The sequence below is a fragment of the Arthrobacter zhangbolii genome (assembly GCF_022869865.1).
Taxonomy (GTDB): Bacteria; Actinomycetota; Actinomycetes; order Actinomycetales; family Micrococcaceae; genus Arthrobacter_B; species Arthrobacter_B zhangbolii.
The window spans coordinates 2,486,380-2,498,385 of the sequence record NZ_CP094984.1; the positions used below are offsets into that span (position 1 = coordinate 2,486,380).

At 61.1% G+C, this 12,006-nt stretch carries 10 protein-coding genes; 4 read left to right on the forward strand and 6 right to left on the reverse strand.

Annotation, left to right across the window (positions count from 1 at the left end; all coding sequences use genetic code 11):
• The first annotated feature begins 119 nt into the window (after positions 1 to 119).
• Positions 120 to 1,991: a GH25 family lysozyme gene (locus MUK71_RS11550; RefSeq protein ID WP_227929448.1), complete on the forward strand. Its 1,872-nt coding sequence runs from the start codon at positions 120 to 122 to the stop codon at positions 1,989 to 1,991.
• Between the two features lie 136 nt (positions 1,992 to 2,127).
• On the opposite strand, the gene MUK71_RS11555 is transcribed toward MUK71_RS11550, so the two are convergent.
• The 6 genes from MUK71_RS11555 to MUK71_RS11580 all read right to left on the reverse strand — a co-directional run bounded on the left by MUK71_RS11555 (position 2,128) and on the right by MUK71_RS11580 (position 8,239).
• A complete protein-coding gene (locus MUK71_RS11555) occupies positions 2,128 to 2,583 on the reverse strand; it encodes a DUF2304 domain-containing protein (protein WP_227929447.1) in 456 nt (151 codons plus the stop codon).
• Complete coding sequence (locus MUK71_RS11560; RefSeq protein ID WP_227929534.1) at positions 2,580 to 3,287, reverse strand: glycosyltransferase family 2 protein; 708 nt, start codon at positions 3,285 to 3,287, stop codon at positions 2,580 to 2,582. Before MUK71_RS11560 ends, MUK71_RS11555 begins: the two co-directional genes overlap by 4 nt.
• 306 nt (positions 3,288 to 3,593) lie before the next feature.
• The gene (locus MUK71_RS11565) at positions 3,594 to 4,496 is read right to left on the reverse strand and encodes a glycosyltransferase (protein ID WP_227929446.1); all 903 of its coding nucleotides are present in this window, start codon (positions 4,494 to 4,496) and stop codon (positions 3,594 to 3,596) included.
• Entirely contained in the window at positions 4,483 to 5,907 is a 1,425-nt protein-coding gene (locus tag MUK71_RS11570) for a sugar nucleotide-binding protein (RefSeq protein WP_227929445.1), read from the reverse strand. The genes MUK71_RS11565 and MUK71_RS11570 overlap by 14 nt, the downstream gene beginning before the upstream one ends.
• Positions 5,908 to 5,909: 2 nt before the next feature.
• Positions 5,910 to 6,908, reverse strand: coding sequence for a dTDP-glucose 4,6-dehydratase (gene rfbB / locus MUK71_RS11575; protein ID WP_227929444.1), 999 nt, complete (start codon positions 6,906 to 6,908; stop codon positions 5,910 to 5,912).
• A gap of 59 nt (positions 6,909 to 6,967) precedes the next feature.
• Positions 6,968 to 8,239 carry a polysaccharide biosynthesis protein gene (locus MUK71_RS11580; RefSeq protein ID WP_227929443.1) on the reverse strand — a complete coding sequence of 424 codons (1,272 nt, stop codon included), beginning with the start codon at positions 8,237 to 8,239 and terminating at the stop codon, positions 6,968 to 6,970.
• 101 nt (positions 8,240 to 8,340) lie between these two features.
• On the opposite strand from MUK71_RS11580, the gene rfbA reads away from it, so the two are divergent.
• The 3 genes from rfbA to MUK71_RS11595 all read left to right on the forward strand — a co-directional run bounded on the left by rfbA (position 8,341) and on the right by MUK71_RS11595 (position 11,986).
• Positions 8,341 to 9,210, forward strand: coding sequence for a glucose-1-phosphate thymidylyltransferase RfbA (gene rfbA, locus MUK71_RS11585; protein ID WP_227929442.1), 870 nt, complete (start codon positions 8,341 to 8,343; stop codon positions 9,208 to 9,210).
• A 152-nt stretch (positions 9,211 to 9,362) separates the two neighbouring features.
• Complete coding sequence (locus MUK71_RS11590; RefSeq protein WP_227929441.1) at positions 9,363 to 11,297, forward strand: DUF6541 family protein; 1,935 nt, start codon at positions 9,363 to 9,365, stop codon at positions 11,295 to 11,297.
• 362 nt (positions 11,298 to 11,659) lie between these two features.
• Positions 11,660 to 11,986, forward strand: coding sequence for a helix-turn-helix domain-containing protein (locus MUK71_RS11595; RefSeq protein ID WP_244802772.1), 327 nt, complete (start codon positions 11,660 to 11,662; stop codon positions 11,984 to 11,986).
• Positions 11,987 to 12,006: the final 20 nt, after the last annotated feature.

Here is a 12,006-nt window from a genome sequence, read left to right on the forward strand (position 1 = left end):
CGGTTACACACGGCGGATAGAATTCGTAGACAATCCACCCATGTTGATGTCTATCCCCTGTTTCTGGAGCACCTGTGATTTCACGAAGCTGGCCCCTGCCAGCACTTATACTGGCCGCCGTGCTCGCTATAGCGCAGCCTGCGGGCGCGGCCACCCTCACGCCGGAAACTCCGGCGCCACCCTCCTATTCCGGCATGCAGCCCCCTGCGCCTGAGCCCTTCGCAACCGATTCACCGACGCCCGTCCCCACTCCGGTCGATGCATCGCAGATACCTCCCGCACCCAGCGATACAACGCCGACGGGCACCACAAACGGGGAATCGCCGGATGTTGACCTTCCGGAGCCGACTGAGACTGCTCCGGCGCCCGACGAGACTAAGGAAGACGATCTCGAGTCGATAATTGGTATTCTCGGTGCAAAAATGGGCCAAGGACTGGAGCGCCTCGAGGATACTCAGGACCCCCAGTTGCCGGGCGCCGAGGAAATAACGGAGCGTATCGAAGCCGAACAGACCCTGATTGAGGAAAATGTTGCGGACAGGCGCCTGGCTACCGGACCAGATGCATTTGATGCCCGATCCCCCGCTCAGGGCGCGACGGCCGCCCCGGCAGCGTTCGGCCGAACAGCTTCCCATGAACCTTCCGTTTCGTTGGCCGCCAGTTGGATGCCCGCCGGCCTTCAGGGCATGGACGTCGCCAGCCATCAGCCGGCGGTGAACTGGAGCCGTGCATGGAACCAGGGCGCCCGCTTCGCGTACGTAAAAGCCACTGAAGCCACTTCCTACACCAATCCGCTTTTCACCAGCCAGACTTCCGGAGCCACTAACGCGGGGATGCTGCACGGGGCTTACCACTTTGCGATCCCGAATGTGTCCAGTGGTGCGCGGCAGGCCAACTACTTCGTAGACCGTGGCGGCAAGTGGACTGCCGACGGCAACACACTGCCTCCTCTGCTGGATATCGAATACAACCCTTACTCCGAGCTTGGCGACACCTGCTATGACATGTCAGCACGCGAGATGATCGCCTGGATCAGGGACTTCTCGTCAACCGTTGCGGCCCGAACAGGCAGGGTGCCGATGATCTACACAACAACTGACTGGTGGAAGACGTGTACTGGTAATTCGAATGCCTTCGCCAACCACCCGCTGCATATTGCCAACTACGCCAAGTCCCCGGGAAGCCTTCCTAACGGCTGGGGAAAATACACCCTTTGGCAGTACAGCAGCACAGGGCCGTTCGAAGGTGACTCCAACGTCTACAACGGCAGCCTGAGCCAGTTACGGGACTTCGCCCGGGGGTCCAGGATCGCCGGTCCGGCAAAGCTCTATTTCCAGGGAAACCCTGTATCCAGCCTCGCTTATGGGCACACCACCGATGAATTTGTGACATGTGACTGGGACGGAGATGGCATTGCAACCCCCGCCGCGTTCCGGAACGGGGTTTGGTATATCCGCAACGGGTTGACCGGTAATGCATCGGTAACGGAACTTCGATACGGGGAAAAAGGGGACATTCCGATCTGTGGGGACTGGGATGGCGACGGATTAGACACTCTGGGTGTCTACCGCAAAGGTATGGCCTATCTCAGGAACTCCAACACCACAGGCAAGGCTGACGGAACGTTTCCGTTCGGGGCGGCATACGACATCCCCTTGGTAGGAGACTGGAACGGAGATGGCTATGACACGCTCGGAGTTGCTCGGATGGAAGGCGTGGGAAAACGTTTCTACCTGACTGACAGCAACATACGCCCTGCCGTCAGTCACACCTTCATCTATGGGAACGCGGGAGATACCCCGATTTCCGGCGATTGGAACAACGACGGTTTTAGCACGGTAGGTGTTCAACGGAGCAACATATGGCATTTGACCGACGACCACAGCACCGCGGCCACCACCTCCAGATTTGCTTTCGGCAACCCCGATGACCGGCCACTCACCGGACAGTGGAGCCGGGGAACTGGAACGTCGGTGGGGGTAATCCGCTAGCCAACTGAGCTGCTGACGCGCCTGTTCCCCTGCATCCTATGGAGGATGCAGGGGCACAGGCGTCCTACGCGGATCGCTGATCAGGTTACTGGATCCATCACTTCACCACTGAATACTGTTTCAGCTATGCAGCTGGTTAAGACTCGTCCGTACGGATTCCCTGTTGTCCGTGTTCGGGATGCTCTTTCTCCTGCGCCCTTGGGTGCGGCAGGGCAGGAGAGATTCCCTGCCCTGGAACCAAGCCGTCCACATTGGCTTGGAGTGCTTCCAACTGGGCCCGCAGGATGGCGGCCTCTTCCGCCAGAGCACGGGTTTCGTCCTCTACGACGGAAATCTCCAGTGACAAATGCAGGCACACTCCGATAGGAAGGAGGATCGCCAGGAGGAAGAGCAGATTAGACGGCAGCGCGAACCCTGTCAGCTCTGCCGCAAAGCTGAGAAGCTGCGGGAAGCCGGCAAGAATCAGCGTGACCAGGCCAACCAGAATCCATAAGACTGCGTATTTCTCCCGCAGCTTCCGCTGGCGCAGCAACCATACAACTGAGCCGACCACGAGAAGAGCCGCAATGAAAGGCACCACGGTGTTTGTCATTTTGCTGCTCCGATATGCTCAGGAATCCGGGTTTTCTTGCGGGTCATGGCTATGACGAGAGCAAAGCCGCTGCGGGCCAGGTACAGGGCGGCTTTAGCCGGGTTGTGACTCGGCTGTCCACCCTGTCTGGGCCTCATCTCGACAGGAACCTGCGTTACCGTCAGCCCGGACCGAACCGCCACTACGAGTGAGTCGATCGTGTCACCAAGATACTCCGCGGGATAATGCTCGCAATACTGGGCGATAGCACGGGCATTGGCCGCGCGGAAACCGGACGTTACGTCGGTCAGACGGGTCCGTGCTACTCGCGAGATGGACCAGCCGAGGAAGGACATGGCCCATTTCCGCGGTCCGCGCACCTCATAGTTGCCCTTCTCTGCAAAGCGGGCTCCGATGGAGATGTCCGCCTTTTCCAATCCCTTCACCACATTGATGAGGTCCTTGGGATCATGCTGTCCATCAGCATCCACCTGAATGGCCCGAGTGTAATTGAACCGTTTGGCGTATTTGTAGCCTGAGCGCATCGCTCCGCCTACGCCAAGATTGAACGGCAGGCGAAGCACAGTGGCCCCGGCTGCTGAAGCGAGATCCGCCGTGTTGTCGGTTGATCCGTCATCTACGACCAGCACGTCGCAGTGCGGCACTGTCCGAATGACCTCAGCGACGGTGTTTCCCACCGACTCAGACTCGTTCCAAGCCGGCATGATAACCAGCAGCCGGTCCTGCGACCGTGCCTCAGCTTTATCCACGAGAGTCCTAAACCATTCTGCAGTCGTTCAAATTGGGGCCAAGAGCGTCTAAAGCCCTCTGGCCGCGGGGCGCAGCGATGTGCCGCGTCTCGGATGGAACCTATCGGGAAGCCGGCCTAAATCCGCCCCGTTTCGGCGTTGTTCCGGCGGGAGAAGACCCTCCTTCGCTGCGGAGACAAGCAGTTACAGGCTATAGAAATAGTCGTCGACTCGCCAATTCCGCCGGCATAGCTCGCGCCGTCACCCCGCCATAGCCCCGGGTCAGCTCCCGAAAACGTGCCGGAGGATCACTTTTGCAGTTCGCATATCCCGCCGCACGAGGACTCCCGGCAGCAGGACAAGGGCATGCAGGCGCGATGTGACATGCAGACGCGCTGCGGACTGCGTCTTCCTCCAGCCCTTGGCTGTACTTAGCGCCATGGCGTGTTCGAAGAATTTCCGCTCGCCGGCAAACCTAGACCCGTCCCGCAGCTCAAGCGACGAGGCACTCGAACTGTGCCGGCGGTAGGCAAATACGACGTCTGGGACCATCAGCAGGTCGCCGCCGTCGAGCAGGATGTCCAAGATCAGGGCGAGGTCCTGGATGACGGGGAAGCCGTCACGGAAATCGTGGGACTGGATCGCCTCACGCCGGAAGGCCAGCGATGGCCAGTAAAGCCAGTTCCCATGCATCAGGTTGGCCGCCAGCTTGTCACCGGACAGCAGGAGGGGGGATTCGCTGCGGGGCCGAAGCAGTGACTGCTTCACCCGGTCCACCAAGGGCCTGACCACCGTGCCGCTTTCATCCACCACGGCAACCCCCGGCTGGATCAGGTCCGCGCCGGGGCAGCCCGCATGGGCCTTGCAGACAGCATCGACGTACCCCTCCAACAGGAAGTCGTCGCACCCCATCACTACAACACGCGGTTCGACGGCCATCTGCACGCATCGGCGGAAGTTTTCGGTGATTCCGCAGTTCTCCTCGTTACGGACGTACTGGATCCGCGGGTCCTGCAGGGTTTCAAAATAGGCATCAACGGAATAATCAGGGTGTGCGTCGTTCACGACAGTGAGGGTCCAGTCCGGATTGGTCTGGGCGAGGACGCTTTCCACGGCCGTCTGAAGGTAGTCGAGTTCGCCCCAGAACGGGATGTAGATTCCAACGGTGGCATCAGGCTTCGGCATTGAGAACTCCAGAGACGTAGGCAGGCAAACGGTCAGCGTATTGCGCCGGGGTAAACCCGGCGGCCTGGATCTTGCCGAGATCAAATGAGTTGTTAAGCGGACGAGGGGCAGTTCCTGCCTTGTCCCTGAAGTAGTCCGCGGTACTGATCCCCGTCACGTCGGCACGGCTGCGGCCGGCCAGTTCGAAGACCCTGGCCGCCACATCGGCCCAACTGGACGGTCCCCCGGCATTGCTGAGGTTGTACGTTCCGTAGGGCGCCCCGGTGTCCAGCAGGTGCCGGATCCCTGCCGCCAGATCAACAGTGAAAGTCAGCCGTCCCACCTGGTCGTCCACAACAGACGGAGCGATCCCCCGGCCCGCCAGCCCGGCCATGGTGGTGACGAAGTTCCTGCCGTCTCCGATCACCCAGCTCGTTCGCACTATGTAGTGCTTCGGAACCACGGACACAACGGCGTCGCCGGCTGCCTTGGTCTGGCCGTAGACCCCCAGCGGCGAGAATTCCTCATCCTCCGTGTGGCTTTCCGCGGTTCCGTCGAAAACATAGTCGCTGGAAACGTGCACGAGCGTCAGCCGGTTTTCCACCGCTACCCGCGCCAGACGAGCCACTGCGGAGACGTTGATCCGCCATGCAGCCTTCCTGCCCTCAGCGGTTTCGGCGGCGTCGACCCCCGTATAGGCAGCCGCGTTGATGACGGCGGAGTAGTTTTTCCAGTTGCGTTCGTATGAAGCCGCGTCGCACAGGTCGAACTCATTCCGTCCGGCGAACTCCACGGAGGGATCCCCTGCGTAAACCTCCCGCAGGGCCCGGCCCAGCTGACCGTCCGCCCCGAGCACCAGCGTCTTCTTCGGTGCCATCGGCACTACGTCGGCGAGGCGGGGGTGGGCGCGGTCCTTGTCGGAGAGCTCCGCGTCCTCCAGCGGGATCGGCCACTGAATGGCTGCGCTCTCGTCTGCCAGGTTCAGAAAGGTGTACTGGCCCTGAGCGTCGGCGCTCCAATGGTCATTCACCAAGTAGGTGTAGGCCGTGTTGTCTTCAAGCGTCTGGAAGGCGTTGCCTACGCCGCGTGGAATGAAGATGGCCTGGCTCGGATCCAGTTCCGCGGTAAATACGGTACCGAAGCTCGGGCCCTCGCGGAGGTCCACCCATGCCCCGAAAATCCGTCCGGTAGCGACGGAAACAAACTTGTCCCATGGCTCGGCATGGATACCACGAGTGGTGCCGGCGGATTCGTTGAAGGAGATGTTGTTCTGGACGGGCCCGAAATCGGGGAGGCCAAGAGCCAGCATCTTTTCGCGCTGCCAGTTTTCCTTGAACCAGCCCCGGTTGTCACCGTGCACCGGCAGGTCGAAAAGCACAACCCCGGGGATGGTCGTTTCGTGTGTGACCAGGGCCTTCGAAAACTCAACCATGCCTACTGCCCCTGAACCTTGTATTTGGCTTCGGTTTCGGCCTTCTGCGGCCGCCACCATGCCTCGTTGTCCCGGTACCAGCGGATGGTGTCCTCAATCCCCTGGTCGAAGTTGGAGAACTGCGGCTCCCAGCCCAGCTCCGATCGCAGGCGGGTGGAGTCGATGGCATAGCGCATATCGTGGCCGGGACGGTCAATGACCTGGTCATACGCATCGGCAGGCTGGCCCATGTGTTTAAGAATCAGCTCCACAACGTCTTTGTTGTTCTTCTCGCCGTCCGCGCCAATGAGGTAGGTCTGACCGATTTCACCCTTTTCGATGATCCGGAGCACAGCCGAGGAATGGTCATTGGCGTGAATCCAGTCGCGGACGTTTTCGCCGGCTCCGTAGAGCTTCGGGCGGATTCCGTCGATTACGTTGGTGATCTGGCGGGGAATGAATTTCTCCACGTGCTGGTAAGGGCCGTAGTTATTGGAGCAGTTGCTGATAGTGGCCTGCAGCCCGAAGGAACGGACCCAGGCACGCACCAGCAGGTCCGACCCTGCCTTCGTGGAGGAATACGGGCTTGAGGGGTTATACGGGGTCTTTTCTGTGAACCGCTCCGGATCGTCGAGTTCCAGGTCACCGTAGACCTCGTCCGTCGAAATGTGATGGAACCGCGTACCGTGCCGGCGGGCTGCTTCGATCAGCGTGTAGGTGCCGATGATGTTTGTGTCCAGGAACGGACGCGGATCGTGGAGGGAGTTGTCGTTGTGGGATTCCGCCGCATAATGGACGACGACGTCGGCCGAACCGACCAGCGTATTTACGAGCTCCGCGTCGCAGATGTCGCCCTTGACAAATGTGAAGCGGTCTTCTGGGAGCCCCTGCAGCGAGGCTATGTTCCCGGCATAGGTGAGCTTGTCCAGGACCGTAATGGCCGCGTCAGTATTGGCCAGTGCGTAGTGCACGAAGTTTGAACCGATAAAGCCGGCACCGCCGGTAACGAGGAGTTTCTGCATGCTACCAGCCTACCGGTTATGCGTTGGCACTCCTGCCGGAGCCGATGCGCCCGGAGGCTTTACCGGCGGGCCGGCTTGAGGCTGCGCTGCACGAAAACGGTGTGCACAATGATCCCGCAAAGGGGCCCGACGCCGAGGCTCAGGATCGTTTTCGCTTCGATGCCCAGCGGAAGCAGCAGCAGCGAGAGGGAAACGGCCACGGCGCAGACCCAGCCCAAAGAATAGGCACGATGCCTGCCGGCGGCCACCGTCAGGGACCCCGTAAGGGTCAACAGTGCAAGGAAGCCCGAGTCGAAGGTCAGGGCAGCCAGGACGAGGCCTGATACGTGGTAGTCCGGCCCCAGCAGGAACACCATAAGCCACGGTCCGACTAGGGCTGCCGCCAGTGCTCCTGCGGCAGCCACTCCGAGGACCACCAGGAAAATGGGCAGATACGCCTTGGCTCCCTGCTCCTTGCGCGACATGAAGTGCGTAATAGCCACCCCTTGGAAAGCGGTCAGCGGAATCATCAGCGGCGCACGGGTGAGGGACAGGGCCATCAGCAGCGGAGCTGACGCCAAGTAGACGTTGTCGGGGGTCGTAAACTTGAGCATCGCGGGGAACCCCACAACCAGGGCTGCACTTGCCGTCGCAGCCAGGCAGGCGTGCAGGACATTGCGCACGTACCGGTTTGTGCCGACGTCGGCACGGGAAAGGACCGTGCCCCGGACATCCTTTGAGAACATAAGCAGCAGGAGCCAGGCCGCGGCTGCGAGGGCAGAGGCTACCGCCAGGCCACCGACGGTGGCTCCGACGGCGAACACGGCAGCGGCCGCAGCCAGCCGCACGCCCGACTCTGCGAACACCGCAACCGAGTATTGGTTCCAGTTGCCGGACCCGCCCAAGGCCCCGATAGTGGCGACGTGGCCGGCATAGACAACGGCAACAAGGCAGATGACGGGCACAAGGGTCGCGGCCAGCGACCCGAAAAGCGCCTCCCCCCACCAGAAGGACGTTGCGAACAGAACAACGGAGGTGCCTGCGCCTATCAGCAGCGCGGGGCCGGCAAATCTGGTGCCACGGTCCGAATCAGGCAGGTCGGCTGCCGCCCGTGTGGCACGGGTGGTCTCGACCGTTATGCCGCCCAGGACACCGAAGATAAAGAAGAGGAAGGACCAAAAGGCCAGAAAGACGGCGTTTGCTTCCGTATCAAGGGTCCGGGCCGCCACCAGGAGCAGGACGTATCCCACTGCCGCAGAAACAAGGGACGCACTTCCCACACCTGCAGCTGATTTACCGCCAATGGATCCGTCCGCCGGGCGGCTGGAGTCGGTGCGTGGAGATTTTCTCAAGTTGTGCCTAACTATCGTTCCCCCGGAACTCCCCGCAGGTCAGGGTTCCGCACGGCAACCGTGGATTTGGTGCGGTAGCCACTCTAGGACATTATTGTTTCATGCGCGGAATCATCTTGGCCGGGGGTACGGGTTCACGGCTCCACCCCATCACGATGGGCATCAGCAAGCAGCTGGTACCGGTCTACGACAAGCCGATGATCTACTATCCGCTTTCCACTCTTATCCTCGCTGGCATCAAGGACATCCTGATTGTCACTACGCCGCAGGACGCCGACCAGTTCCAGCGCCTGCTGGGCGACGGCAGCCAGTTTGGCGTGTCCCTCAGCTACGTAGCCCAGCCGTCACCGGACGGACTGGCACAGGCCTTCATCCTGGGTGCTGAGCATATCGGTGACGGACCCGTGGCCCTGGTACTGGGCGACAATATTTTCTACGGCCCCGGCATGGGCGCCCAGCTGCGGCGCTTTTCCACCATCGATGGCGGCGCCATCTTCGGTTACTGGGTCCAGGACCCTAAGGCGTACGGCGTCGTCGAGTTTGACGCCGACGGCCGGGCGCTGTCGCTGGAGGAAAAGCCGGAGCAGCCCAAGAGCAATTTCGCGGTCCCCGGACTCTACTTCTATGACAACGAAGTTGTGGAAATAGCGAAAGCGTTGAAGCCTTCCCCGCGTGGTGAGCTCGAAATTACGGATGTCAACCGGGTTTATCTCGAGCGTGGAAAGCTTCAGGTCGAGATTCTCCCCCGCGGCACGGCCTGGCTCGACACCGGCACGTTCGACTCCCTGAATGAAGCCTCAAACTTCATCCGAACGGTCGAGAATCGCCAGGGACTCAAGATCGGCTCCCCCGAAGAAGTGTCGTGGCGTATGGGGTTCCTCTCAGACGACGAACTCCTGCAGCGCGCGGAAAAGCTGGCAAAGAGCGGCTACGGAGATTATCTCGCCGGCCTCTTGCAGCACGGCCGGTAGAGCCTGCCCGAACGCGTGGCAGCCCGGCCGGGCACAGTGCTAATTGCCTCCGCGTAGAATCTTATTGGCCTTCCCGGCCGTAACGTTTACCCCTTGGAGGAAACCAGTTGTCCTGGATACCCGTACTACCTGTGCTTTTGGTGACTGCCGGGATGGTGGTAATACCAGGCCTCCTGGTCGCCTTGGCACTGCGCTTCCGAGGATTCTCCGCGGTTGCCCTGGCACCCGCATTCTCCGCTGCAATCGTTGGCGTCTTCGGGATTCTGGGCGGAATCATAGGCTTGGACTGGTCGGTATGGGTTTATGCCGGCGGTACTGTGCTGACCTGTGTGGCCGCATGGATCGCAACCTCAATCCGTACCAGGGGCATCACCCGGCCGCAGCCGGAAGACCGCAGCCGTAGCGCCTGGCGGACACTGGCAGTACCCCTGGCGGCCGTCCTTGTGGCCGCGGCTATGGTATCGCGCCGGATCATGCAGCTGATCGGCCAACCGGAGCACTTCGCGCAGAACTTCGACAATGTATTCCACCTCAACGCAATCCGCCATGTCCTCGAGACCGGCAACGCATCCTCGCTGACCCTTGGAGAGCTCCAAGGCGAAGGCGCCGTCGGTGTCTACCCGGCCGTCTGGCACTCATTTGCCGCCCTTACGGTCCAGTTGACGGGTGCCAGCGTTCCCCTGGCGGAAAACTCCATCAACATCGTCTCCGCAAGCGTCGTCTGGACTCTTGCCTGCGTCTTCTTCGCGCGCAGCGTTTTTGGCAACAATGCCCTGATCACCCTCACGGCGGGCATCCTTTCCGCATCACAGATCGCCTTCCCGTTCAGCCTGCTTGTGTGGGGGCCACTGTTCCCGAACACGCTGGCCACCAGCATGCTTCCGCTTCTGCTGGGTATCGTGGTCCGTTTGTTCCGCGGGACCGACCTCGATCAGGACCAGCACCTGCAGCGTTCCTGGTGGATGGCCTTCCTCCTTGCCCTGGCCGGAGCTTCCACTGCCCATATGAGCGTGGTCAATGCGCTGCTGGTATTCTCCCTGCCGCTCATCGTAACCGGCTGGTGGCACGCGTTCAGGCGGCGGCTGAACCATCGCGCAGGAGGCTCCAAGCTGGCTGCATTCGGTGCCTTGACGGTTGTTGGAGCCATCGCCGTGATGCTCGTCTGGCTTCGTCTTCGGCCTGCCTTCTATGACTCATGGGGACCCTACACCACGACGGGCGGTGCTATTGGCGAAGCACTGACCAACAGCCCGATGGGCACCCCCACCAACTGGTTCGTGACGGTCCTGGCGATTTCCGGCGTCGTGTACCTGTTCCAGATCCGGACCCACCGCTGGCTGATCGTAAGCTACGCCCTGGCAGTCTGGTTCTACGTAGTGGATGCCTCCCAGGACCGGGGTTTCCTGCGCAACTTCCTGACAGGTAACTGGTACCAGGACACCAACCGGCTGGCGGCTTTCCTTCCGGTATTCGCGACTATCCTCGGCGCGGTTGGAGCGTGGGCGATCATCCAATGGATCCGCACTGCCCTGCCGGAACCTACCGCGGAAAGGATGGAAGAACGCTGGGCCGCAGTGCGTCCGATACGCGTCCTCTCCCTGACGGTCCTGACCGTGGCCATGGCTCTGCTGGGGTACTTTGGTCCCGTCAAGGAGTACATCAAGTTCACCATGCCGGTGTATGCCTTTAACGACTCCTCCCCCATGATTACGCCCGCTGAACGCGAACTCGTCGAGAACATTGCCGACTACGTCCCCGAAGGTGCCGTAATTGCTGACAACCCTGCTAACGGCAGTTCCGCGGCGTATGCCTTCGGTGGGCGGGAGGTCCTAACCCCGCACATGTTCGCCAGCAATGATCCCGAGCGAATCCTTATCTCCGAAGAGCTGCCCGACTTCAGCCCTGAGGTCTGTGCGGCCATCGTTGACGAGAACGTGGAGTATGTCTTGGACTTCGGTACGCAGGCACTGTCGGACACCGGCTCCCAGTACGCCGGTGTGATGGACCTGGCGGGGAAACCAGGTTTCGAACTGGTCAAGTCCACCGGCCCGGAGGCGAACCTCTACAAGATCACCGGCTGCGATTAGCCACCCACGCAGCGGCCCATGCGGTCTTAGCGGCCGCTGCGTGGGTGGCGCAGGGACACCAACTGGGCCACCCGGCGCCGGCCTTCGGGCGCCAGTTATGCCGGGACGTTCCATAGGTAAAAAGAAGGACCCGCCGCAAAAGTGAACTGCTCCCCGAAAGTTGGACTGAGAAATCAGTTCTGACTTTCGGGGAGCAGTTTTTGCAGAAGAGCAGTTCGTTATCCGAGGAACAACGCAAGGCCGCGGTAGCGTTGTTCGAGACCGGTTGGGGTCCCAACTCCGTAGCAACAAGGCTCGGGGTGCGCGTGAAAGCAATCCGCCGGCTATACGACCGGTGGAGAGTTCGCGGAGGTTCGACGCTAGTGGCCAAGCCAACCAAACGCTTGTTCTCCTTCGAGTTCAAACTCGATGCCGTGCGCCGATTTCAAGCTGGAGAGAGCAAAGTCGCCCTGGCTAAAGAGCTCCAGCTGTCCTCTCCGCAGCTGATCGAGAAGTGGGCACGTCAGTACCGGGCGGAAGGCGAAGACGGACTGCGCGCGAAGCCCAAGGGCCGCCCGAAGACAAATCCTGAGGCATCGACGCAGCCAGAGTCAGAGATACAACGATTGCGCCGCGAGAACGAGCGTCTGCGGGCAGAGGTCGCGTTCCTGGGAAAAGTGCAGGCCTTGAGGGACGAGGAACGGCCGTAAAGGTCCGCGCTGTCATCGCT